This window comes from Acinetobacter sp. ACNIH3, from assembly GCF_002918965.1.
Lineage (GTDB): Bacteria > Pseudomonadota > Gammaproteobacteria > Pseudomonadales > Moraxellaceae > Acinetobacter > Acinetobacter schindleri.
Genome location: NZ_PQLP01000016.1, coordinates 39848 through 64375 on the forward strand (window position 1 = coordinate 39848; position 24528 = coordinate 64375).

A 24528-nucleotide genomic window follows, 5' to 3' on the forward strand; every position below is an offset into this window, starting at 1 on the left:
AGGATGTCTTTTTTAATGGCTTGATTGGGTCGGGCTCGTCATGATGAACTGAATTCACGTACAATATCGATCTATTGACAGGTATTGAGCCTGTCTCATCAGATGATTCTGTTCTCCCGTTGATGATTGGCATACACATGGCGCAAGCAAAGAAAACTTTTCCGCAACAAAAATCGGAATTACATATACGAAATCTGCATCGCAGTCGTTACGATTTCCCTCAGTTAATGAAGACTTGTCCGGAACTTGCACCTTTTGTTAGCCTAAATAAATATAATGATCTTTCAGTCGATTTTTCTGATCCACACGCTGTGAAAATTCTCAATAAAGCATTGCTGAAACATTTTTATGGCATTCAATATTGGGATATTCCTCAAGATTTTCTTTGTCCGCCTATTCCGGGTAGAGCCGACTATATCCACTATCTGGCTGACTTGTTGAGTGCCAATCATCAAGGTCAGATTCCAACAGGACCTGCAGTTCAAGTCTTAGATATTGGGGTTGGTGCGAACTGTATTTATCCAATCATTGGTCATCGTAGCTATGGTTGGAAATTTGTCGGCTCAGACATTCATTCTGCATCCGTTAAAAGTGCTCAATTTATTGTCGAGGCGAATCCAAATCTACGTAAAGGGATTCAGATTCGATTGCAGAAGAACTCAAACAATATTTTCAAAGGTCTGATTAAACCTACAGACCGTTTTGATTTGACGATGTGTAACCCGCCATTTCATGCCTCGCAAGATAAAGCAGATGCCACAGCAACGCAAAAATTAAGAAAACTCGGCAAGCCGGTTGATCGGACAAAGGTGGTGTTAAACTTTGGTGGTCAAAAAAATGAACTCTGGTGTGACGGTGGTGAAGAACGCTTTGTCTGCCAAATGGTACAAGAGAGCATACAGTTTGCTGAGCAATGTCTTTGGTTTAGCACACTCGTTTCTAAGAAAACCACATTGCCTGTGCTTTTAAATGCGTTGCGTAAGAGCGGAGCAGGGGATGTGAAAATCATTAAAATGACGCAGGGGCAAAAAGAAAGTCGTTTTGTCGCTTGGACTTTTTTAGATTCAAAGCAACAACAAGCATGGAGAAATGCACGTTGGACTTCAGCTTAAGCTTATTTTCATCTGAGGATGAGTGAGCTTGTCGGTGCATGACGAAGATTTGGCTTGTTTATACCAATGAACAAGCTCAATTTTGCTTATATGATAACTTGATGCCGATACACTCAGCGTTTCTGATTTGATACGCATGCAGTTCAATGAATATAGGCCACAATGATTTTGAATCTAGTTACAAAAAACAATACATTATAAAAGTACTTTGATCTTGTTCATCTAAGCTGAGTACTGAGTGCAAGATATTGTTTTATAAATGGGAATTTATTCAACTAAAACTGTAAATGAAAGTACTTCTCATTTTAATTATTTAAAAATCATATATTTACGTAAATTTTATTTTGCAAATCCAGAAGATTTTCTCCATAATAAGTCCATAAAGGTAGGGAGTTATAAAAATGCGTGGTAATCCAGAAGTCGTAGATTATTTGAATATGTTGATCGGTGGCGAACTGGCTGCTCGCGACCAATACCTGATCCACTCTCGTATGTACGAAGATTGGGGCCTGACTAAAATCTTTGAACGCATTGATCATGAAATGCAGGAAGAAGCACAGCATGCGGACGCAATTATTCGCCGTGTTCTGTTCCTGGAAGGTACACCGAACATGACCCGTGATGATGTAGAAATCGGTGAAGATGTGGTGAGCTGTCTGAAAGCAGACCTGAAACTGGAATATGAAGTTCGTCAAAAACTGGCAACAGGCGTGAAACTGTGTGAAGAGAAGGGTGACTATGTGACGCGTGACATGTTACGTCAGCAAATGTCAGATACAGAAGAAGATCATACTTACTGGCTTGAAAAGCAACTACGTTTAATTGAGCTGATTGGTCTGCAAAATTATATTCAGTCCCAGATGTAAGATTTGAAAAATCCCGCCAGTTGAGCGGGATTTTTTTAACATCGAATTTTCAAGGATTTTAATAACATTTGGATGGTTCGTTGATCCTCAGCTGAAAACTCACTCATGTTAATATCAAATTCTTCCTGACCAGTTTTAAGTTTAAATAGATGAATGTCGGGGTTATGCGGTGGAATTAAAATGCACTGAATTTCAGTGTAGGCATTCAGTGGAAAGATTTGACCGATTTTCATATGACCCAAAGACCAATAAATTTGATCTGCGTCTATCTCCAGTTTCTTGAACTTGCTGATTCCATAAAGTGCCAAATAAGCCATCATTATGGTCAAGGTGATAATACTGATGTAGTGATCAGTATATTGAGCAGGTTGATAAAAAATAGCCGAGAACCACTGACTTAGTATTGCAAGCTTAAAGTTCCAGTCCTGATCAGTGATTCGCAGATAATAGCTGAATTGAAAAAGTAGATAACCTATTAAAATATAAGTCAAGAATAGAAAGGGATGCAATGAGCTTTGACAGTAGAAGGATCTTTTCATATTGTTATTTTTAGAGCTAAAAAAACCAGGCAACTGCCTGGTTTTTATCTTAACAAAGGCTTAGAACTTGTTAAAGCCTTTGTTTACGCCATAAGGACGACGTGGTGTGTTTTCATCACGTTCTTCACGTCGGCCAAAACCTGATTCGGGACGATTGTCACGGCGTACAAACTGAGTACCATTCTGGTTTTCACGACGACCAAACTGTGAGCCGGCTTGATTATTGTCACGACGGCCAAAACCACCTTCACGACGTTCACGGCCAGTATTCGCTGCCGGTTCATCACTGTCACGGCGCTGCTGACGCAGGAAACCACCACGACGTGCTGCCATAGGTTTTTCCTGCATACGCTCAGAACGGCGTTTTGCCATGCCGTACAAACCAGTACCTTGACGTGGTTTAAGCTCAACAGCTTTTGCCAGGTTATCGATATCCTGCTTGTCCAGTTCAATCCAGCGACCAGTACGCAGTTCGCGTGGCAGAATTACTGTGCCATAACGGGTACGTAACAGACGGCTGACTTTCAGACCTTGGGATTCAAAGATACGACGTACTTCACGGTTACGTCCTTCTTTCACCACCACCTGATACCAGCGGTTGATACCGTCACCGCCCAGTTCAGAGAATGATTCGAATTTTGCCGGGCCATCATCCAGTACGACGCCTTTGAGCATGTTATTTTTCAGCTCAGGCGTTACCTCACCCATGACACGAACTGCATATTCACGTTCGATTTCATTGGAAGGGTGCATCAGACGATTCGCCAGTTCACCGTCATTTGTGAAAAGTAACAGGCCAGTGGAGTTAATATCCAGACGACCAACCATCACCCAACGATCACCTTGGATCGCAGGCAGGTTATCAAATACAGTCGGACGTTGTTCAGGATCGTTACGTGAACAGATTTCGCCTTCAGGCTTATAGTAAATCAGTACGCGACGACGGATTTCGTCCTCAATCTGGAATTGTACCTTACGACCATCGATGCGAAGCTCATCACCTGGTTCGATACGCTCACCCACTTGGGCAACTTGCCCATTCACACTTACACGACCAGCGGCAATGACTTCTTCCATATAACGGCGAGAACCCAAACCAACACGTGCAAGCACCTTTTGCAATTTTTCACTCATGACAGCATAACCTTAGAAATAATTATCAACAGTTCACCTATTTATGACTTCGGTGCATTTGCATCGAGGGCCATAAAAGCTTCCTTGGCATCCTGCAGGGGAGGCAATTGGCCTAAACTGGTTAAGCCAAACGCATTTAAAAATTGTGGCGTTGTCACTAACAACGCAGGTCTTCCAGGGAGTTCACGAAAACCAGATTCTTTAATCCAGTTCCAGTCAAACAGCGAACGCAAAATCTGACTGTTATTTGTGACACCACGAATTTGTTCTATATCTGCCCGGGTCACCGGCTGGTGATAGGCAATTACGGCCAAAGTTTCAAGTAATGAAGGAGACAAGCGCGCTGGTCGCTCGGGCCATGTCTGAGCAATAATATTACGATACTTCGCACGTACTTGAAAACGGAAACCTTGAGCAGTTTCAATCAGTTCAATTGAGCGGCCATGCATCAGCATAGACAGTTGCTGTAGGTACTGACGTAATTCCTGCTTGGTATATCGATCCTGAAAAGCTTCTTTTAGACGTGCCAGAGACACCGCTGAATCACTCGCAAAGATAATCGCTTCCAGCTGCATTAGAACATCATGCAGACTATCTTCCGCTGTAAGGATTGAGCTATGGTCAATGGTCATAAAGGTGCTCCCTGAATTGCGAGCGGGGCTTCAACGCCTGTAGCAATAATCTGAATTTTTTGTTGACGTGTCAGTTCCAGAACCGCCATGAAGGTGACGACCATGCCCATCCGGCCCTGGTTTGGTTTGAGTAAATCTGCAAAAGAAAGCACTTCACCAGTTTCCAGGCAGCTTTCAATGTAGGCAATGCGTTCTTCAAGTAGCACCGGTTCCTGTTGCACCTGATGAATCACCGGCTCAGGACGGTTAAAGATACACAGCAGGGCATCACGCAGCAGATTGACGTTATGACCTTCATTCGGTTGAATGAACTCGCCCAGACTGACATTGGTCTCAAACGTATCACGTTCAAGCACACTCATTTTGTTCAGACGTTCTGCGGCCTGTTTAATGCGTAAATAATTTTCCAGACGATCGATCAATTCCTGTTTCGGATCTTGTTCCGTCGCAGAAATACTTTTGGGTTTTGGAAGAAGTAAGCGGGATTTGAGGTCCGCTAATAATGCCGCCATTACCATATAGTCTGCGGTCAGCTCAATATTGAGTGACTTCATCGCATCCATATAGGACAAGTATTGGGCAGCAATCGGCGCAATGTCGACTTGCAGCAAGTCAAAGCCATTTTTTTGGATCAGGTAAATTAAAAAGTCGAGCGGGCCTTCGAAATGCTCTAACAGGATTTCAAACGCTGAAGGAGGAATGTAAAGATCCTCAGGAATCGTCTCCTGCCATTCATCCAGTACACGGATGTGTGGAGTAGGTTCCATCATATTATGGATGCTTTGATTCATATACAGTTGTTGGCCACGCGAATTTTCAAAGGCATGAAGGCTGATTCTTCGATCTCACATCGAAAGAAAAAGCATGTAAAAGTTGATCTTAGTGTACTCGAAAAATACCTCTAAATAAATTGGATATGGAGTTAGATACAAAAAAACAGTAGCTTTTACGGCTATTCTTCGGTTTTTGATCATCTCAAATACAGGGATGCCTTTCTGAATTAAGGGTTCAGAGAAATAAGGTTAAGCTCCAGTTGAGTTTGCAACCCTTAAGATCGATCATGAGCATTGACAAATATTAAAAATTAGATCAGGAAAAATCATTCTTTAGCAGTAATTAAAAAGTAAAAGTTTTAAAAATAAACCTTAAAAACATATATCTATCGTTCAAAAAGTATTCTAATATCTCAGAAAAATATACTGATGAATAAAACAACTAAAAACAGGACGGGTGATCAATATGCCTATTATGCTGGTACTTATTGCCGTGATTGGCTTGGGGTATTTTGGGGTTATCCCAAATATGAAATGATGCAACTTGAAGACCAAACACGTCAGCAGCTTCAATCAGGTAGATTTGCCGATTTAGAAGCGAAGTATCAACCCATACTTCAAAGAGAAAAGGTAGAGCTTACAATTCTGGATCAGTATCCGAATATTCGCTTTTATACACGCTGGCTTGAAAATGAAAATAAAAAACTTTCTGTAAAGAGTGAACAGAATGTCAAAAACATAGCCTGTAATTCTGTAGAGGCGTTTCAAAACTTTGATTACAAGTCTCGAACTGCCGTCTTAAATGTGATTGAAGAAGATCAAATAGTTTTTCATATGAATGTCAAAAATAAATTTGGTACGGACATGATGCAACATCAGCAAAAGCTGTTGGATTGTCCAAGTTTTTTACAAGTGAGAGCATTAAAAGCTGGGGAAGAATATATCCCACCACCTTAAAAGAATACCCCAGTAGACATGGTTGCACTTGCTGCATCGGTTTCGGAAGAGGCTGCGCAACCTTTAAGTTAAAATCCTACGGATAAAAATATGAATATAAAATTTGTTGTTGTTGGCCTTTTAGTGATTGCCGGACTATTTTTCGGAACTGAAAAGTATTGGGAGCATAAGTTTCAACAGCAGGCACGAGATAATCTAAAACAGGTACACATGGATGCACAGACTCAACAGCGACTGGAAAATAGTGGTCTGCCCATCTCTGGAGATATACTCAATCAATATCCGAATATCATTACCTACATGAAACTCACCACTTTCGCGGATAATCAATTACCGACAGAAATCCAAAGCCATGTACGACAACTTGGTTGTATGCAGGTTGACCAGTTACAAGGTCAAGAGCCAGATTTGGTAAAAGCCTATATAACGGTTCTTGAAGAAGATCAGGTTTCATCCAGCTATACCATTCAAAATAAATTTGGCAAGGCTGTATTTGAGCATAAACAGATACTAGCAGATTGCCCGAATTTTATGACTTTGCGTCAGTTATAAATATGTTGTGGTCCTGCTGCTTTAACGCATATTCAATTATTCGCTGGCAGGTGTCTGCTAGACAGAGATTATTTGTTGAATAAATGTTCAGCAGTTTTCTTGTCATCGCAACTTCAAGAAAATACTGGTACTCAATATTGTCGATATTCAGACTTAAGACAGGCTTAGAATTCTTTTCGATAGAAATTGCCTTAGATTCTAATGTCCAAGGCCGTTCGACGTAGATCAGATGAGTGGCAGGAAACTCATTCAAGTTTAGAAGGAGATAAAACAGATTCACTTTATTTCCTCCTAAAACTGAATTAAAACGTTTTAATTATTCAAAAGCACTTACATCACCGACACCACGGCGAATCACTTCAGGCTGATCACCCGATAAATCCACGATAGAAGTTGTGCTTAATGTACCTAGGCCACTATCAATAAATACATCGATGCGTTTGCCGAGCTGCATTTCAATCTCGTATGGATCATCCATTGGATCAGTCTGATCTGGCAGGATCAGGGTTGAGGTTAACAGGGGTTCACCCAGTTCTTGAAGCAGCATCTGACACACGGGATTGCTGGGGATACGTAAACCGATGGTTTTTTTCTTCGGATGCATTAAACGTTTAGGTACTTCACTGGTGGCTGGCAGAATAAAAGTAGTGACAGCAGGCGTATTATTTTTCAGCAAACGATATACGGCATTGTCCACTTTGGCATAGGTCGCAATGTCCGACAAGTCACAGCAGAGAATGGCATATTGGTGCTTAGGGCCTAGACCACGAATCTGGGCAATGCGCTCCATGGCATTTTTATTTCCGATCTGGCAGCCAATTGCATAAGCGGCATCAGTTGGATAAACAATTACATCGCCGGCACGGATACGTTCCACGGCCTGACTGATCAAACGTGGTTGGGGATTGTCTGGGTGTAAGCGTAAATGCAACATAAACTCTGTCTCCGATCCTGTGCTGACTTTATTATGAGATTGCCTGCGACGGACATGCAATCTCAATAACGATAAATTTGTATAATTTAATCAAGCATTTCACGAATAAATTCGTCGGATTGTAAACTTTTGCCATTCCGTGTGCAGGCACAGATACAATCAATAAAACGTTTTGCATCACGCGGTAGTTTGGCTTCACCACTAAAATAACGCTGTACCTGTGCATAGACATTATCTTTAAAGCTGCTGCCATTGCCGCCTTCACCGGTCAGGTTGTCTAAAGACACGCGAAATTTACGCCCAAAGGCTTTGGCAAACATCCATTCAATCGCCTGGGGCTTGATTTCGACCTGTTCAAATAAAGCTTGCTGTTCCTGGGTGCGGCCATCCGGCGCATACCAGTAGCCCAGATCTGGCAATAGACGACGCTTGTCACCGGCAATGGTCCAGTGGCTGATCTCATGCAGGGCACTATTGAAGAAACCATGCGCAAATTGAATGCGGGCAGGAGTATCTTCAGTAGCCGGGAAATATTCTGGTTCAAAATCACCACGGACTAATGTGACATTTAGGTGGGAAAACCAGTGATTAAAGTGTAAGATGAGCCAATCAACCTGTTCTGCTTCTGGCGATACATTCGCCCACGGTAAGCGTTGCACTTGCTGTAGTGAGCTGTCAGAATCCAGAGTTGAAAGTGTGCTAACGAGTGATGAAACATTCACTTCTGTTTGCGGCTGCAACAGATGCATGACTGAAATTACCCAATTGGTCTGTCTAAAAATAAGTACAAAATTGTATCTTAATCTTTGACAGAGTTCTGATGAATTTGTAGAATTGCCGCCTTAATTATGTCAGCAAATACCTTTCCGGCACAGATTGAGCCGTTTAAATGGGCTGAACAGGGCTTTAAATGGTCAGGTCAACTGCCTTTATCCCGCTTTGTTCGTATTGCTCGTGAAGCTGTTGGATCAATTGATGATCAATTGATTAACATAGACTGTAAGCTATCAATGGATGCTTATCATCGCATTGTGTGGCTAGATGGCCATGTTGAAACGAAAGTTCCAATGGAATGCCAGCGTTGTCTGGAAACCGTTGAGATTGAACTCGTTTCAGATTTTCATCTTGCCCTTGTGGATGACGAATCACTGATAGAGCGCTTGGATGAGGATGCTGATTTCATCGTCTTAGGTGAAAGTGAAGCAACGACGAAAGGTTCATATGATGCACCTGCCACCGCTGATTTACTGGCACTCATAGAAGATGAATTGTTATTGTTGATGCCGTTGTCTCCTAAGCATGATGTTTGTGAGCATAAGCACCAACCCGCTCAAGAAGAAGTTGTTGAAGAAAAACGGGACAATCCGTTTGAAGTTTTGGCAGCTTTGAAGGGTAAACTTAACTAATTTTTGTGTTATACTTATACGTATAAGACAATCGAATTTGTTCTGATCCATTTTTTCGATATTTGTAAGGAGCCATCATGGCCGTTCAGCAAAACCGTAAAAGTCGCTCTCGCCGTGACATGCGCCGTTCACATGACGCTTTAACTGAGAATGCATTAACTGTAGACCAAGCTACTGGTGAAACTCATCGTCGTCACCACGTATCTAAAGATGGTATCTACCGTGGTCGTCAATTATTCGCTAAAGCATCTGCTGAATAATTAATGATGTATTAAGCGTCAAGCTTGATAGAAAAAATGGGAGCGTTAAGCTCCCTTTTTTTTGTCTGTCACTTTTAGGCGCTTTAATAAAGTCGGGCTTTTTGTTGTATTTGGCAATTACCCCAGCCAAAATTACGTGCTAAATTGCGCTCCACAATGAGTTAGGTGGTATTTAGCTGTTAATTTTCATCAATTCTGTGAAGATTAGCGCCTCTTAATCGAAAGGATTTTATTATGTCTGCTAAACAACTCGAGCAAGCAGCTCAGGCAACCAAAACTGCATTTGTATTCCCGGGTCAGGGATCGCAGAAGGCGGGCATGCTCGCTGAACTGGCTGAGCAGTTTAGTAGTGTAGGTGACACATTTGCCGAGGCATCTGAAGCAGTAGGCTTCGATCTGTGGCAGATTGCACAAAGTGGCGAAGGTCTGAACCAGACTGAATTCACTCAACCGGTCCTTCTGACTGCATCGATTGCATTATGGCGTGCATGGCTGGAACTGGGTGGTGTTGCACCAAAGTATCTGGCTGGCCATTCTTTAGGTGAATACAGTGCACTGGTTGCGGCGGGTGCGTTAAGCCTGGGTGATGCAGTGAAACTGGTCAACCTGCGCGGTAAGCTGATGCAAGATGCAGTCCCACAAGGTGTGGGTGCAATGGCGGCAATTCTGGGTTTGGAAGATGCTCAGGTTGTTGAACTTTGTGCACAGGCAACAGCAGCCGGTGAAGGTTCGGTTGAAGCGGCAAATTACAATGCCAAAGGTCAAATCGTTATTGCAGGGAACAAAGATCGTGTTGATGCGGTAATTGAACTGGCAAAAGAAATTGGCGCTAAAGCGATTGCATTGCCCGTATCTGTTCCATCCCACTGTTCACTGATGAAACCTGCCGCTGAACAGTTTGCTACGGCTTTGGAACAAACTGCCATTGAGCTACCACGTATTCCTGTAATACAAAATGTGGGCGCGGAAATCGCAACAGATGTGAACGCATTACGTCAGGCACTGACTGCGCAATTATATGAATCTGTACAATGGACCAAAACCTTGCAGTTCCTTCAAGATGAAGGTATTGCATATATCGTGGAATGCGGTCCGGGGAATGTACTTGCCAATATGGCAAAACGTTTACCAAATATCGAAAAAGCACTTCCACTGGATACTCAATCCCGTCTGGAAGATGCATTAAACACCGTATTGGTGGCAGAAGGGAAAATTGCATGACACAGGAACGTAAAGTTGCCTTGGTGACAGGTGCAAGCCGCGGCATTGGTGCTGCAATTGCACAACAACTCATTCAGGATGGCTACTTTGTGGTAGGAACTGCCACTTCTGAAGCTGGCGCTGAGAAATTATCTGAACAGTTTGCTGAAAATGGCGCAGGTAAAGTCCTTGATGTGCGTGATGGCGCAGCCATTGATGCACTGGTGACTGAAATTGAACAGAACTATGGTCCAGTTCTTGCGTTAGTGAACAATGCTGGTATTACCAAAGATAACCTGTTGCTGCGTATGTCAGAAGATGACTGGGACGATATCCTGAACATTCATCTGAAAGCCGTTTATCGACTTTCCAAGCGTGTCCTGAAAGGCATGACCAAGGCACGTTTCGGTCGTATCATTAACATCAGCTCTGTAGTGGCGCATTTTGCTAACCCGGGTCAGGCGAACTATTCTGCTGCCAAAGCAGGTATCGAAGCGTTTAGCCGCAGTCTTGCAAAAGAAATGGGTAGCCGTCAAATTACGGTAAACTCTGTGGCACCAGGCTTTATTGCCACTGAGATGACTGAACAGTTAAGTGAAGAAATTCGCAAGAAAATGAGTGATCAAGTGGCATTGAACCGTCTCGGTGATCCACAAGATATCGCAAATGCCGTAAGTTTCTTAGCTTCTGACAAGGCAAGTTACATTACAGGTACTGTAATTCACGTGAATGGTGGTTTATACATGAGCTAAGGGGCTTAAGTATAAACTTTCCAAATTTTTTAGATTCAATTAAACTAACGGCATTAAAAACGCCACAAGCAATGAGGAGAATTCCTGTGAGCGATATCGAACAACGCGTTAAGCAAGCGGTTGCAGAACAACTTGGTATCAAAATCGAAGAGATTAAAAACGAAGCATCTTTCATGGATGACTTGGGTGCTGACTCTCTAGACCTAGTTGAACTGGTAATGTCTTTCGAAAATGACTTCGACATCACAATTCCTGATGAAGATTCTAACGAAATCACAACTGTTCAATCTGCGATCGACTACGTTTCTAAAAAACTTGGTTAATCGTTGATTCTTAGCGCTGCTAAGCCTAAAGACCACCGCAAGGTGGTTTTTTTTGTGCCTGTGTTTTTCTTAGTGGTAACTTACATTCATTAACAGGAAGCTTACCAATGATTAACTTCTGCTTAGGTGAATTCCGCTATAAACAATAGGGAGATAAAAAATCAGACAACAATAAGGGAGTCTTCCATGGGTATTTTTGATTTTGTAAAAGGTATTGGTAAGAAAAATACCGCAGCGGCAGAACCGCAACAGACACCTGCTGCACAACAATCACCTGCGGCTGCGCCTAAAGCAGCTCCGGCAGAGCCATCGGCACAAGAAATTGCCAACAAGTTATTGGGTCATGTTAAAAGTTTAGGGTTGCCAATTAAAGGTTTGTCAATTAGCTATAACTCTACTTCTGATCTGGCAACTGTGCGTGGGCAGGTACAAAATCAGGCCGATCGTGAAAAAATTATTCTCGCGGTAGGAAATATTGATCATGTGGCCAAAGTGGATGACCAGCTTACGGTGAGCAGCCCTGAACCAGAAAGTAAATTTTACACGGTAAAATCAGGCGACAGTTTGTCAAAAATTTCTAAAGAATTTTATGGTGATGCCAATCAATACAACAAGATTTTTGAAGCCAACCGTCCATTATTAAAAGATGCTGATGATATTTTCCCGGGTCAGGTACTACGTATTCCTGATTAATATTTTTGAACTTTCAGATTTTTCAGATTAATGGCAAAGCTCCTTTTGGGAGCTTTGTTGTTATTGTCGATAACTAGAGTATTAAATACCGACATCCAGATATAGCGTCTCTTTTACTTCCTCCATCACCACATAACTGTGTGAAGAGGCGGAAGAAGGTAGTTTCTTTAATAGATCGCCCAACAGGCGGCGATAAGCACTCATCTCTTTCAGGCGCGCTTTGACCAGATAATCAAAATCTCCAGAAATCAAATGGCATTCCAGTACTTCAGGAATTTCACTCAGGTCTCGTGCGACCTGCTCAAATACATCACCGGATTTGGCTGAAAGTTTGATTTCAAGAAAGACCAGTAAATTGCGTTCCAGCTTTTCTGGATTGAGTCGGGCGTAATAGCCCATGATAATGCCATCGCGTTCCAGTCGCTTCACACGCTCAGAGCACGGGGTGGTGGATAGGTTCACCCGAGCTGCCAGTTCACTAATCGCAATACGTCCATCACGTTGCAGAATATCCAGAATCATACGATCAATACGGTCTAATTTGCGCATTCATTATTCCCTTAATTTTTTAAAATCACGCGAGAAATCTAGTGGATTCACTGAATATATTACTTTAAAACAGTGAAATTAACTATTGATCCAAAAATATACTAGTTAAATCAACTAGAAGGATTTTGAGGGTAAGGCAATGCGTGTTTTGGTCTTAGGTAGTGGTGTAATTGGTGTGGCAAGTGCCTATTATCTGGCACAGCAGGGTGCAGAAGTTACTGTACTTGACCGTCAGACTGGCCCTGCTGAAGAAACCAGTTTTGGTAATGCAGGCCAAATCTCTCCAGGTTACTCGACACCGTGGGCAGCACCTGGCATTCCATTCAAAGCAGTGAAATGGATGTTTCAGCATCACGCACCCTTGGCGATTAATTTAGATGGCAGCATGTGGCAGTTGAACTGGATGGCGCAAATGCTGAAAAACTGTAATCCAGCCAGCTATGCCATTAATAAAGAACGTATGACCCGTGTGGCTGAATATAGCCGTGACTGTTTACGTGAATTGCGTAAAGAAACCGGGATCAGCTATGAGCATCGTTCCAAAGGTACTTTACAGGTATTTCGTAATGAAGCCCAGTTGGATATGGTGCAACGTGATATCGCTGTATTGCAAGAGTGTGGTGTGCCGCATGAATTGTTACTGGGAGCTGATTTGGCAAAAGTTGAACCTGCCTTGGCACATGCTCAAGATAAACTGGTCGGTGGCTTACATTTACCCAATGATGAAACCGGTGATTGCTATCTATTTACCAACGCCTTAGCCAATGTTGCCAAAGAATTGGGAGTACAGTTCAAGTTTAACCAGAATGTGGAACATCTGCTAACTGAGGGCAATGAAATTAAAGGTGTTGTCGTCAATGGTCAGGTATTCACTGCGGACAAATACGTGCTGGCATTTGGTAGTTATTCACGTGATTTCTTGAAACCGTTGCATCTGGATTTACCAGTTTATCCAGTAAAAGGCTATTCACTCACGATTCCAATCGTTGATGCCGATTTTGCGCCGCAATCTACGGTGCTGGATGAGACCTATAAGATTGCCATCACTCGCTTTGACCAGCGCATTCGTGTCGGCGGTATGGCTGAGCTAAGTGGCTTTAACCATAATTTAAAAGACAATCGCCGTGCCACATTGGAAATGGTCACTCAGGAATTGTTCCCGGGTGGGAATCTGGCAGAAGCGAGTTTCTGGACCGGTTTACGCCCAATGACCCCAGACAGTACCCCAATTATTGGCGCAACGCGTTTTAAAAACCTGTTTCTGAATACCGGACATGGCACCCTGGGTTGGACCATGGCCTGTGGTTCGGGCAAGTTGATCAGTGACATGGTGCTGAATCATAAAACCGAGATTAGCACGGAAGGGTTGTCACTCGGACGCTATTCACACGCGGCTTAAATTACTGTTTCAAGGAAGAATCTATGCCACGTCCAATTCAAGCTGTAGTGCATTTAGATGCATTGCAGCATAACCTGAATATTGCTAAAGCTTCTGCTCCGAATGCTGAAGTGTATGCTGTGCTCAAAGCCAATGCCTATGGTCATGGCATTGAACGGGTTTATGCGGCATTTCAGTCTGCAGACGGTTTTGCTTTTCTGGATATTGAAGAAGGCAAGCGGCTACGTGCACTGGGATGCAAAAAACCGCTGCTGTTGCTCGAAGGTATTTTTGCGCTAGCGGATTTATTTGCATGTGCGAAGCATGACATGAGCTTTGCCATTCATTCCCGGCATCAAGTGCAATGGCTGAAACAGTTTGCAGAAATAGTCCCGGATGCACAGTTTGATGTGTTCTTGAAAATGAATAGCGGCATGAACCGTTTAGGTTTTCAGCCGCATGAATATGCAGAAATCTGGCAGGAGCTGCACCAGCTAAATAATGTCCGTTCCATAACCCATATGACCCATTTCTCTGATGCGGATGGCGAGCGTTTTGGGTTGGATGGTATTGAATATCAAAACCTGATTTTTAGCCAGACCATTCAGGGGCTTGAGGCTGAAACCTCACTCAGTAATAGTGCAGCCATTCTACGCCATCATCAAAGCTTGCATTCCGATATTGTACGTAGCGGCATCATGCTCTATGGCAGTTCACCAGATTATCCAAGCCATAGTATTCAAGACTGGAATCTCCAACCAAGTATGAGCTTACGCAGTGAAATCATTGCCATTCAAGATATTCAGGCTGGGCAAAGTGTCGGTTATGGGTCCAACTTTGTTGCGGAGCAGGCGATGCGAATTGGTGTTGTGGCTTGTGGTTACGCGGATGGTTATCAGCGCATTAGCCAGACCGGTACACCAGTGCTGGTGGATGGTGTTAGAACCCAAACCATTGGGCGGGTCAGTATGGATATGCTGACAGTTGATCTGACTGAACTTTCTCAAACGAACATTGGTAGTGAAGTGGTGCTCTGGGGGCGGTCGACCCACGGCACAGTGCTGCCCATTGATGAAGTTGCAGCAGGATCAGGAACAGTGGGCTATGAGTTGATGTGTGGCATTACCGCCCGTGTGCCGATTCAGGTTGAAACCTGAAATTCAATATTGACCCATTAACGGAAAAAATGGAGAGGAAAATTTATGATGGAACATAGCGATATTCAACGTATCCGCAGCAATCAGGTGATGAGTGCTGCCACTATTCACAACAAGACCGTGTATTTGTCAGGGCAGGTGCCAACACGTACCGATCTGGATATACACGGACAGACCTTGGAGGTCTTTGCCAAGATTGATGAACTGCTTGCGCTGGCAAATACTGATAAAAGCCGGTTGCTTTCGGCGCAATTATTTATCAAGCATTTAGCTGACTTTAGCAGCGTAAACCAACTCTGGGTGGAATGGCTGCAAGGTCATAACACTCCGACACGTGCCACCATTCAGGCGGATCTGGTCAATCCAGACTGGCTGATTGAAATTGCAGTGATTGCAGCACAGCCCTAAGTTGTTTTGATGTTTGAAATCTCCCAACTTAATTTTGTAACAACATCAGACCCGATCATTTAACTTATTAAATGAAACTGCATCTGAATCAGGATTTCAGGAGGAAATCTGATCAGGCGGGCAAGGGTCTAATGCGAAAAAGGAACTGAAGATGAATACTACACCCTCTAGAGATGACGCAGCGCCGTCGCAACATGAGCTACAACGCAAGTTATCTAATCGGCATTTACAGCTGATTGCCATTGGTGGCTGTATCGGTACCGGCCTGTTTATGGGGTCGGGGAAGACCATCGCCCTGGCTGGCCCTTCGATCCTGCTGATCTATATGATCATTGGCGGGATGTTTTTCTTTTTAATGCGTGCTCTTGGTGAAATGCTGCTGTCGAATCTGCAGTACAAGTCTTTTATTGATATGGCACATGATCTGATCGGTCCGGGTGCAGGCTATTACATTGGCTGGTCGTACTGGTTGGGCTGGGTGCTGGTCGGTATTGCCGATCTGGCTGCGATTATTAACTACCTGAATTTCTGGTTACCCGAAGGTACAGCCTTTACCCCGACGGGACAGGCGCTGATCAGCGCTGCCTGTGTGCTCTTGATTCTGGGTATTAACCTGGTGACAGTAAAACTCTTTGGTGAGATTGAGTTCTGGTTTGCCCTGATCAAGATTCTGGCAATTATTGGCCTGATTTTTGTCGGTGGTTATATGGTCTTTAGTGGTTTTCAGGCGCCAAGCGGTGCGACGGCCAGCTTTAGTCATGTCTGGTCAGATGGGCTGTTCCCGAAAGGTGTGACTGGCTTTCTGGCCGGTTTCCAGATCGCGATGTTTGCTTTCGTGGGAGTAGAGTTGCTGGGTACCATGGCGGCTGAAACCAAAGACCCGGAAAAGAATTTACCTAAAGCCGTCAATGCGATTCCAACCCGTATCATTCTGTTCTACGTATTGTCATTGCTGGTGATTATGGCAGTCACGCCATGGAGCCAGATTCCCGCGGATCAGAGTCCGTTCGTCAGCCTGTTCTTATATGCGGGGATTCCAACGTCCGCCATTATCATGAACTTTGTGGTCTTGTCTTCCGTGATGTCTTCGATGAATAGTGGGGTGTTCTCCACCAGTCGGATGCTGTTTGGCCTGGCACGAGGTGGTCAGGCACCACAAGCCTTGGCACAACTGTCGAGCCGTGCAGTACCGGCGAAAGGTCTGATGTTCTCCTGTACTTTTATTCTGCTGGGTGCAGCATTCCAGTATTTTGTACCGAATACGATGGAAGCCTTTACCTTGGCGAGCTCACTGTGTGTGATCCTGTTTATCAGTATCTGGAGCATCATTATGGTGTGCTATATCCGCTACCGTAAGCAGCAACCGGAAAAACATACTGCTTCGACTTTTAAAATGCCGGGCGGTGTATGGATGTCTTATATCGTGCTGGCATTCCTGTTCTTTGCTTTGGTGATTTTGAGTCTGGAACCAGATACCTTGAAAGCCTTGATGATCAGTCCGTTATGGCTGTTAATTCTGGCGGTGACCTATCGCCTGCTGTATCTGCCAAGAGTTCGTAAGCTTCAGGTAGAGATGTAAATTTAGAATCTAAGACATAAAAAATCCCCGACTGATCGGGGATTTTTTTATTGAGTAGCTAAACTAGAAGGTAGGTTTAACCACCACCAGAATCACCACTGCAAATAAGAGTAGGGTTGGCATCTCATTAAAATAACGCCAAAACTTGTGTGACTTGTAATGGGCATTATCAATCAGCTTCTTGCGGTAATAACCACAGACCAGATGGTAAATCACCAATAAGCCAACCAGGCCGACTTTAAGGTAGAACCATAAGGCTTCATGGTAATGACGCGTTGCATCACCCCAATCCACCAGAAAGTGTGCCGTAATCAGGGTGGCCAGCATTGCCGGCCACATGATGCCACGGTACAGCTTACGCTCCATGACTTCAAAGCGTTGATGACTCACGGTATCTTCGCTCATGGCATGATAAACATATAAACGTGGCAAGTAGAACAAAGCCGCGAACCAGCAAACCACTGCAATAATATGTAATGCTTTTACCCAAAGGAAAGCATCAGAAGGAGCATCCATCAAGTCACCCTAAATTGGGCAGCTTAGCCTTCCCATTTTTTGAAGATGAGACAAGCATTTACGCCGCCGAAACCGAAACTGTTACTCATCACAGTATTCAATTTTGCGTCACGTTTTTCAAGCACGATATCAAACGGTTTCGCACCTTCATCCAGCTCAGTCACGTTGATGTTTGGCGCAATAAAATCATTTTGCATCATCAGAACTGAATAAATTGCTTCTTGAACACCAGCAGCACCTAGGCTGTGACCTGTCATAGACTTGGTCGAGCTAAGTGAAGGAACTTGGCCTTCACCAAACGCACGTTCCATTGCCTTAAGTTCTGTAATGTCGCCTGCTGGAGTAGAGGTACCATGCGTATTTACATAGTCAATCTTGTCTACACCATGCTGTTTTGCTTCTTCTAAAGCCATCAATACACAACGCGTTGCACCTTCACCACTTGGCGCAACCATATCGGCACCATCAGAGTTCGCTGCATAAGCTACGACTTCCGCAAGAATATTGGCACCACGTGCTTGAGCGTGTTCAAGGGATTCAAGCACCACGAAACCGCCGCCGCCGGCAATCACGAAACCGTCACGGTCTGCTGAATATGGACGGGATGCAGTTTCAGGTGTGTCATTGTATTTCGAGCACAGCGCACCCATCGCATCAAACAGCAAGCTTTGAGACCAGTGATCTTCTTCACCGCCACCGGCAAGCATCAAGTCCTGTTTACCCAATTGAATCAGGTTGTAGGCATAACCAATCGCATCAGCAGAAGTTGCGCATGCGCTGGTAATTGAGTGAGCAATACCTTGAAGTTTAAGCGCTACACCAACGTTGGCTGTAATGGTATTTGACATATTGCGGGGTACGAAGAACGGGCCAATTTTACGTGCACCTTTTTCTTCGAGTAATTTCGCCATTTCTATTACAGATGCTGTTGAGTTACCGCCTGAGCCGCCTGCAATACCATAGCGTGGGTTGCCCGCCAGATCTTCCGGTTTCAGACCAGCATGCTCAACCGCTGCAATTGCCGAATTATAGGCATACATGGCACAAACACCCATAAAGCGTTTGAGACGACGGTCGATATTGTCAAAATCCTGCTCAGCAGCCGCGCTGACATGACTTTTAAAGTTCAGTTCAGCATAGACTGGATTTAAACGTGTGCCTGAAATCCCGTTTTGTAAAGAGTGAGTTACATCTTCCAATGTATTTCCGATGCATGAGTTAATACCCATACCAGTGATGACAACACGTTTCATCTACAGATCCTTATAGTTCATCTTTATGGTCAGGGGAGATATTTAGCGTTTTCATCAAGCGTTAAATATGGTGCTGACCCATTGTTCACAATGAGGAACATCATAACAGAAAGATTTTTGAAATCTTATGGCAAATGTTATGCCCAGTACGCTGTACATTCGAATAGAGATTCCTACACAGAGGGATTACTAAATGAAACAGAATAAGGTTGAGATAAACGCTGCTAGCACCTAGTATTTATACAAAATACAAGCACGTGCACGCTGAGGTAAGGAATGACAAATACCAATAATAAACAATCAAATGGCTTCATCTCCAGTGCGTTTGGAGTGGCGAAAAAGTTCAGTACAACAGGTTTGGATCTATTCAACCATGTTGCACCTGATTCAGTTTCGAAGGTCACACAAGCGCTGAATGTAGATAAGGTGCTCAATGGTGCAGCTCAAGCCAAGAGTCCATTTGAATCAAAAAAATACGACAATCCACAGGAGATGTTACGTGAACATCTACCGAGTGTATCGCGCCAGTTGTTTGGCCGTCATTTCAATACAGTGAATAATGTTACGCATTTTATTTCGCCCAAGTTTAGCGAAAAAGTGTCCGATTATTTCTTTGATCATCTAAATCAGTTTACCAATGACATCAGTTCAGTAGATGCCATTCTTGATGAAGCGGGAGTGCGTGATCTGGAAGAACTCACCCAGGATGTTGATCGTTCTAAGCGTATTTCTCAAGCGTTTGGTGAACAGAATAAATGGATTGCTGCAGTTCAAGGTGCATTCTCAGGGGCAACTGGGGTAATTGGTACAGCAGTGGATATTCCTGCATCTTTGGTGCTGGCGCTGCGTACTATTTATCAGGTCGGCCGTTCTTATGGCTTTGACTTAAGTAAAGAAGAAGATCAGGATATCGTGCAGCATATCTTCCGTCAGATTGATCTGAGTCTGATTGCAGAAAAGCAAACTGTATTGTTGGGCTTAAGAGCGCTAGGTGCTACTTTAAAAACCCATGACATTTCCCAGCTGCAAGCCATGTTGGGTTCAAGTAATGATACTGAGCTGCTACGCAAATTCCTGCATCAGGAAGATGGTCAATCGAAATGGGAATGGATAAATCATATACCGAAAGTTTCCCTGATTGAACAACTATCTAAATTGGTACCGTTAGCGGGTGCTGGGGTAGGCGCAGTATACAGTCGCCGTTTTGTCGAGGATGTTAATCAGAAAGCACAGGATGTGTTCTCGAATGCACGTCAATATCTGCTACAGCATCGTGACAGCTCTGCCTCTGTTTTAGAGGCTTATGAAAAATCTAAAGCATTGCTGCAACAGGCTGCACCAAAACTACTGGAAAATATCAAGAAAAATGGTCATACCGGGGATGAGTTAATTTTAGATAAAGAGATTCCGATTGAAGGAAATGATCATATTACTCAGGTAAAAGTGCTGAAAAAGACAGATTCTCAAGTCACAGAGAAAGTAAAAGATGAAGAGGTCAGTGAAGGCTTAGATTCATTAGCCGATAAGTTGGTAGAACCGGTTGCGGATAAGCATGTACAGCAACCAGCACTGAGTGAGCCGGCACCTGAAGATATCGAAGATACGCTTGCACAGGCAGAAGCTGAGGGCGATGTCACAGACGAGGCCGAAGTCGCTGTCGCTGATACTGAAAATGATCAGAGCGAAGTAGACACGGAAGCTGCACAGCAAAAGCCAAAAAAAGCGACAAAATCTTCTGCTAAAAAATCAACAGAAGATGTTACTAAAGATGCAGATTAATCTGCAAGAAAAATAGTAAGGATATGAAAGTACTAAGCAATTGTAAGCAAGAGCGGATGTGGATTTGCCTGCTTCTATCATGTTGACCAATTTTGTATCTTGACTTACAATTGCATGCCCTCAAAAAGTAGTAGTTTTTGGGGCTTTTTATTAACGGGAGAATTGCCAAATGGCAACAACAAATCAGTTGATCCGTAAGGGTCGTACGACTTTGATTGAAAAATCTAAAGTTCCTGCGTTGAAGGCTTGTCCACAGCGCCGTGGTGTTTGTACACGTGTTTACACAACTACACCTAAAAAACCTAACTCAGCAATGCGTAAAGTTTGCCGTGTTCGCTTAACTTCAGGCTTTGAAGTTTCTAGCTACATCGGTGGTGAAGGTCATAACCTGCAAGAGCACAGTGTTGTTCTTATCCGTGGTGGTCGTGTTAAAGACTTACCAGGTGTACGTTACCATACCGTTCGTGGTTCTTTAGACTGTGCTGGTGTTAAAGATCGTAACCAGTCTCGTTCTAAATACGGTACTAAACGTCCTAAGAAATAATTGATCTTTCGAGATTAACTTCTTAGTTCGCTAGAACTGCAATCCTTTATCGTCTCGCTTGTCTGATTTCTGCATTTAATTTTGTGAAATTCAAGCGACGTGTAGTAAGGCCAGCGAATGCACATGACACTTTGTGCTAATGCTGGATAAACCTGAAGTGTCATATTTATAGGTAGTTTAAAATGCCAAGACGTCGCGTAGTCGCTGCTCGTGAAATCCTTCCGGATCCGAAATTCAGTAGCCAAACAATCGCTAAATTCATGAACCACGTAATGCAAGATGGTAAAAAATCTATTGCTGAAAGTATCGTTTACGGTGCTTTAGACCGCGTTCAAGAAAAATCTAAAGTAGATCCGGTTGAATTTTTCGAGACTACTCTTGAAAAAGTTCGCCCTATGGTCGAAGTAAAAGCACGCCGTGTTGGTGGTGCTACATACCAAGTACCTATGGAAGTGCGCCCATCCCGTCGTACTGCCTTGGCTATGCGTTGGTTAGTAGATGCTGCTGCTAAGCGTTCTGAAAAAACTATGGCTTTACGTCTTGCTGGTGAGTTGCTTGATGCATCTGAAGGTAAAGGCGCAGCGGTTAAAAAACGTGAAGATGTGCACCGTATGGCTGAAGCCAACAAAGCATTCTCTCACTACCGTTTCTAAGCAAATAAAACAGGCCCTTATCAGGACGGTGATGATATGGGTTTCACCCAATTGTCATCAAAGCGCTTTAAGTTGCTAGCAACTTAAAGCGTCCTGTTTTAAACAACAAAATTTAGGAATGCAAGAGATCATGGCTCGTCAAACCCCAATTTCTCGTTACCGTAATATTGGTATTTCTGCGCACATCGATGCGGGTAAAACCACAACTACTGAACGTATCTTGTTCTACACAGGTGTATCTCACAAAATTGGTGAAGTACATGATGGTGCAGCAACAATGGACTGGATGGAGCAAGAGCAAGAACGTGGTATTACCATTACTTCTGCTGCTACCACTACATTCTGGTCAGGTATGTCTAAGCAGTTCCCAGAACACCGTATCAACGTAATTGATACCCCGGGACACGTTGACTTCACAATCGAAGTTGAGCGTTCTATGCGTGTTCTTGATGGTGCATGTATGGTTTACTGTGCTGTAGGTGGTGTACAACCTCAGTCTGAAACTGTATGGCGTCAAGCTAACAAATACCAAGTGCCTCGTTTAGCATTCGTGAACAAGATGGACCGTACTGGTGCAAACTTCTTCCGTGTTGTTGAACAAATGAAAACACGTCTTGGTGCACACCCTGTACCTGTAGTAATCCCTGTTGGCGCTGAAGAAAACTTCCAAGGCGTTATCGACCTGATCGAAATGAAAGCGATCATTTGGGACGAAGCTTCACAAGGTATGAAGTTCGAGTACGGCGAAATCCCTGCTGATCTTCAAGAAACTGCTGAAGAATGGCGTACAAACATGGTTGAAGCTGCTGCTGAAGCTTCTGAAGAGTTAATGGACGAATACCTGAACAATGGCGATTTGACTAAAGAACAAATCGTTGCTGGTCTACGTGTTCAAACATTGGCTTGTGAAATTCAACCAATGCTTTGTGGTACAGCGTTCAAAAACAAAGGTGTTCAACGTATGTTGGACGCAGTAATTGAATTCTTGCCATCACCTACAGAAGTTAAAGCGATTGAAGGTGTTCTTGACGACAAAGCTGAAACTAAAGCGATTCGTGAAGCATCTGACGAAGCTCCGTTCTCTGCACTTGCGTTCAAAATCATGAACGACAAATTCGTAGGTAACTTAACTTTCGTACGTGTTTACTCTGGTGTTCTTAAACAAGGTGATTCTGTTTATAACCCGGTTAAATCTAAACGTGAACGTATCGGCCGTATCGTGCAAATGCACGCGAACGATCGTCAAGACGTTGAAGAAATCCGTGCTGGTGACATCGCTGCGTGTGTAGGTCTTAAAGACGTAACTACTGGTGATACACTATGTGATGAGAAAAACATCATCACTCTAGAACGTATGGAATTCCCAGAGCCAGTAATTGCATTGGCTGTTGAACCAAAAACTAAAGCTGACCAAGAAAAAATGTCTATCGCTTTAGGTCGTTTGGCTAAGGAAGATCCATCATTCCGCGTTCGTACTGACGAAGAATCTGGTCAAACCATTATTGCTGGTATGGGTGAGCTTCACCTTGACATCATCGTTGACCGTATGAAACGTGAATTCAACGTTGAAGCGAACATTGGTAAACCAATGGTTGCTTACCGCGAAACAATCAAAAAGACTGTTGAGCAAGAAGGTAAGTTCGTACGTCAAACTGGTGGTAAAGGTAAATTCGGTCACGTATACGTACGTTTAGAACCGCTTGATCCTGAAGCTGGTAAAGAATACGAATTCGCTGAAGAAGTTGTAGGTGGTGTAGTACCTAAAGAATTCTTCGGTGCAGTTGACAAAGGTATCCAAGAACGTATGAAGAATGGTGTCCTTGCTGGTTATCCAGTAGTTGGCATCAAAGCGACATTGTTCGATGGTTCTTACCATGATGTCGATTCTGACGAATTATCGTTCAAGATGGCTGGTTCTTATGCCTTCCGTGACGGTTTCATGAAAGCAGATCCTGTTCTTCTTGAACCTATCATGAAAGTTGAAGTAGAAACTCCAGAAGACTACATGGGCGATATCATGGGTGACTTAAACCGTCGTCGTGGTATGGTTCAGGGTATGGACGATCTACCTGGTGGTACTAAAGCAATTAAAGCTGAAGTTCCACTTGCTGAGATGTTCGGTTATGCAACTCATATGCGTTCTATGTCTCAAGGTCGTGCGACTTACTCTATGGAATTTGCTAAATATGCTGAAACTCCACGTAACGTGGCTGAAGGCATCATCGCTAAGTTCCAGTCTGGCGGTAAAAAAGGTGACGACGAGTAATCTTTCGATTACTATAAGCCCAAACTAATTCATAGTTAAAAACCAAGCGCTCATGCAGTGATCCTGCATGAGCAGTTCAAAAAGGAAGATCTCATGGCTAAGGCTAAGTTCGAACGTAATAAGCCACACGTTAACGTGGGCACAATTGGTCACGTTGACCATGGTAAAACAACTTTAACAGCTGCGATTGCAACTGTATGTGCGAAGAAATTCGGTGGTGAAGCGAAAGACTACGCTGCAATTGACTCTGCACCAGAAGAAAAAGCACGTGGTATTACCATTAACACTTCTCACGTAGAATACGATTCTCCAA

28 protein-coding genes are annotated in these 24528 nt (G+C 43.6%); 19 read left to right on the forward strand and 9 right to left on the reverse strand.

The window, feature by feature from the left end:
- Nucleotides 1-137 precede the first annotated feature (137 nt).
- Nucleotides 138-1112, forward strand: coding sequence for a 23S rRNA (adenine(1618)-N(6))-methyltransferase RlmF (gene rlmF, locus C3420_RS08630; protein WP_004811216.1), 975 nt, complete (start codon nt 138-140; stop codon nt 1110-1112).
- A 401-nt stretch (nt 1113-1513) separates the two neighbouring features.
- Nucleotides 1514-1978, forward strand: a complete 465-nt coding sequence (ftn, locus tag C3420_RS08635) for a heteropolymeric bacterioferritin subunit Ftn (RefSeq protein WP_004811213.1) — start codon at nt 1514-1516, stop codon at nt 1976-1978.
- A 599-nt stretch (nt 1979-2577) separates the two neighbouring features.
- Here ftn and rluB read toward each other — a convergent pair.
- The 3 genes from rluB to C3420_RS08655 are packed head-to-tail and all read right to left on the reverse strand — an operon-like array spanning nt 2578 to nt 5074.
- Nucleotides 2578-3651 carry a 23S rRNA pseudouridine(2605) synthase RluB gene (gene rluB, locus C3420_RS08645; protein ID WP_004811208.1) on the reverse strand — a complete coding sequence of 358 codons (1074 nt, stop codon included), beginning with the start codon at nt 3649-3651 and terminating at the stop codon, nt 2578-2580.
- 41 nt (nt 3652-3692) lie between these two features.
- The gene (scpB, locus tag C3420_RS08650; RefSeq protein WP_004811206.1) at nt 3693-4283 is read right to left on the reverse strand and encodes an SMC-Scp complex subunit ScpB; all 591 of its coding nucleotides are present in this window, start codon (nt 4281-4283) and stop codon (nt 3693-3695) included.
- On the reverse strand, nt 4280-5074 hold the full coding sequence (locus C3420_RS08655; protein ID WP_026056761.1) for a segregation and condensation protein A: 795 nt from the start codon (nt 5072-5074) through the stop codon (nt 4280-4282). The genes scpB and C3420_RS08655 overlap by 4 nt, the downstream gene beginning before the upstream one ends.
- A 411-nt stretch (nt 5075-5485) precedes the next feature.
- Here C3420_RS08655 and C3420_RS08660 point away from each other — a divergent pair, with 411 nt between their 5' ends.
- Together C3420_RS08660 and C3420_RS08665 are read left to right on the forward strand one after the other, a co-directional pair.
- Nucleotides 5486-6013 carry a hypothetical protein gene (locus tag C3420_RS08660; RefSeq protein ID WP_004811201.1) on the forward strand — a complete coding sequence of 176 codons (528 nt, stop codon included), beginning with the start codon at nt 5486-5488 and terminating at the stop codon, nt 6011-6013.
- A 90-nt stretch (nt 6014-6103) separates the two neighbouring features.
- Nucleotides 6104-6565 (forward strand): hypothetical protein, encoded by a 462-nt coding sequence (locus C3420_RS08665; RefSeq protein WP_076753143.1) that lies wholly within the window; start codon nt 6104-6106, stop codon nt 6563-6565.
- Here C3420_RS08665 and C3420_RS17605 read toward each other — a convergent pair.
- From C3420_RS17605 to C3420_RS08680, 3 genes are all read right to left on the reverse strand, one after another.
- Nucleotides 6543-6845, reverse strand: coding sequence for a hypothetical protein (locus C3420_RS17605; RefSeq protein WP_103800230.1), 303 nt, complete (start codon nt 6843-6845; stop codon nt 6543-6545). The genes C3420_RS08665 and C3420_RS17605 overlap by 23 nt on opposite strands.
- Before the next feature lie 36 nt (nt 6846-6881).
- Nucleotides 6882-7499 (reverse strand): L-threonylcarbamoyladenylate synthase, encoded by a 618-nt coding sequence (locus tag C3420_RS08675; RefSeq protein WP_103800229.1) that lies wholly within the window; start codon nt 7497-7499, stop codon nt 6882-6884.
- Nucleotides 7500-7585: 86 nt separating this feature from the next.
- The gene (locus C3420_RS08680; RefSeq protein WP_103800228.1) at nt 7586-8248 is read right to left on the reverse strand and encodes an elongation factor P hydroxylase; all 663 of its coding nucleotides are present in this window, start codon (nt 8246-8248) and stop codon (nt 7586-7588) included.
- A gap of 99 nt (nt 8249-8347) precedes the next feature.
- Between C3420_RS08680 and C3420_RS08685 the strand changes: the two genes are divergently transcribed.
- The 6 genes from C3420_RS08685 to lysM all read left to right on the forward strand — a co-directional run bounded on the left by C3420_RS08685 (nt 8348) and on the right by lysM (nt 12133).
- Nucleotides 8348-8905 carry a YceD family protein gene (locus tag C3420_RS08685; protein WP_004811191.1) on the forward strand — a complete coding sequence of 186 codons (558 nt, stop codon included), beginning with the start codon at nt 8348-8350 and terminating at the stop codon, nt 8903-8905.
- A 77-nt stretch (nt 8906-8982) separates the two neighbouring features.
- Nucleotides 8983-9165: a 50S ribosomal protein L32 gene (gene rpmF, locus C3420_RS08690; protein WP_004279227.1), complete on the forward strand. Its 183-nt coding sequence runs from the start codon at nt 8983-8985 to the stop codon at nt 9163-9165.
- 234 nt (nt 9166-9399) lie between these two features.
- A complete protein-coding gene (fabD, locus tag C3420_RS08695) occupies nt 9400-10386 on the forward strand; it encodes an ACP S-malonyltransferase (RefSeq protein WP_103800227.1) in 987 nt (328 codons plus the stop codon).
- Nucleotides 10383-11117 (forward strand): 3-oxoacyl-ACP reductase FabG, encoded by a 735-nt coding sequence (fabG, locus tag C3420_RS08700; protein WP_103800226.1) that lies wholly within the window; start codon nt 10383-10385, stop codon nt 11115-11117. The genes fabD and fabG overlap by 4 nt, the downstream gene beginning before the upstream one ends.
- A gap of 86 nt (nt 11118-11203) precedes the next feature.
- Nucleotides 11204-11440: an acyl carrier protein gene (gene acpP, locus C3420_RS08705; RefSeq protein WP_004646101.1), complete on the forward strand. Its 237-nt coding sequence runs from the start codon at nt 11204-11206 to the stop codon at nt 11438-11440.
- 186 nt (nt 11441-11626) lie between these two features.
- A complete protein-coding gene (gene lysM, locus C3420_RS08710; protein WP_076753146.1) occupies nt 11627-12133 on the forward strand; it encodes a peptidoglycan-binding protein LysM in 507 nt (168 codons plus the stop codon).
- An 81-nt stretch (nt 12134-12214) separates the two neighbouring features.
- Here the strand turns inward: lysM and C3420_RS08715 are convergent, their stop codons facing one another.
- Entirely contained in the window at nt 12215-12682 is a 468-nt protein-coding gene (locus C3420_RS08715) for an Lrp/AsnC ligand binding domain-containing protein (RefSeq protein WP_004811183.1), read from the reverse strand.
- A gap of 139 nt (nt 12683-12821) precedes the next feature.
- On the opposite strand from C3420_RS08715, the gene C3420_RS08720 reads away from it, so the two are divergent.
- From C3420_RS08720 to C3420_RS08735, 4 genes are all read left to right on the forward strand, one after another.
- Nucleotides 12822-14081 (forward strand): D-amino acid dehydrogenase, encoded by a 1260-nt coding sequence (locus C3420_RS08720; protein WP_004811182.1) that lies wholly within the window; start codon nt 12822-12824, stop codon nt 14079-14081.
- Nucleotides 14082-14104: 23 nt separating this feature from the next.
- On the forward strand, nt 14105-15217 hold the full coding sequence (alr, locus tag C3420_RS08725; protein WP_004811180.1) for an alanine racemase: 1113 nt from the start codon (nt 14105-14107) through the stop codon (nt 15215-15217).
- A gap of 48 nt (nt 15218-15265) precedes the next feature.
- A complete protein-coding gene (locus tag C3420_RS08730) occupies nt 15266-15625 on the forward strand; it encodes a RidA family protein (protein ID WP_034424226.1) in 360 nt (119 codons plus the stop codon).
- Nucleotides 15626-15776: 151 nt separating this feature from the next.
- A complete protein-coding gene (locus C3420_RS08735; protein ID WP_004811176.1) occupies nt 15777-17204 on the forward strand; it encodes an amino acid permease in 1428 nt (475 codons plus the stop codon).
- Nucleotides 17205-17267: 63 nt separating this feature from the next.
- Here C3420_RS08735 and C3420_RS08740 read toward each other — a convergent pair whose 3' ends face one another.
- Nucleotides 17268-17720 carry a CopD family protein gene (locus C3420_RS08740; RefSeq protein ID WP_004811175.1) on the reverse strand — a complete coding sequence of 151 codons (453 nt, stop codon included), beginning with the start codon at nt 17718-17720 and terminating at the stop codon, nt 17268-17270.
- Between the two features lie 23 nt (nt 17721-17743).
- Entirely contained in the window at nt 17744-18973 is a 1230-nt protein-coding gene (locus C3420_RS08745) for a beta-ketoacyl synthase N-terminal-like domain-containing protein (RefSeq protein ID WP_004811172.1), read from the reverse strand.
- Nucleotides 18974-19249: 276 nt separating this feature from the next.
- On the opposite strand from C3420_RS08745, the gene C3420_RS08750 reads away from it, so the two are divergent.
- The 5 genes from C3420_RS08750 to C3420_RS08770 form a co-directional block, all read left to right on the forward strand.
- A complete protein-coding gene (locus C3420_RS08750; protein ID WP_004811170.1) occupies nt 19250-20752 on the forward strand; it encodes an EcsC family protein in 1503 nt (500 codons plus the stop codon).
- A gap of 169 nt (nt 20753-20921) precedes the next feature.
- The gene (gene rpsL / locus C3420_RS08755) at nt 20922-21296 is read left to right on the forward strand and encodes a 30S ribosomal protein S12 (RefSeq protein WP_004648013.1); all 375 of its coding nucleotides are present in this window, start codon (nt 20922-20924) and stop codon (nt 21294-21296) included.
- A 182-nt stretch (nt 21297-21478) separates the two neighbouring features.
- Nucleotides 21479-21949 carry a 30S ribosomal protein S7 gene (gene rpsG / locus C3420_RS08760; protein ID WP_004279240.1) on the forward strand — a complete coding sequence of 157 codons (471 nt, stop codon included), beginning with the start codon at nt 21479-21481 and terminating at the stop codon, nt 21947-21949.
- A 130-nt stretch (nt 21950-22079) separates the two neighbouring features.
- Entirely contained in the window at nt 22080-24215 is a 2136-nt protein-coding gene (gene fusA / locus C3420_RS08765) for an elongation factor G (RefSeq protein ID WP_004811169.1), read from the forward strand.
- A gap of 93 nt (nt 24216-24308) precedes the next feature.
- A partial coding sequence (locus tag C3420_RS08770) for a GTP-binding protein (RefSeq protein ID WP_228146067.1) occupies nt 24309-24528 on the forward strand: 220 nt, incomplete at its 3' end.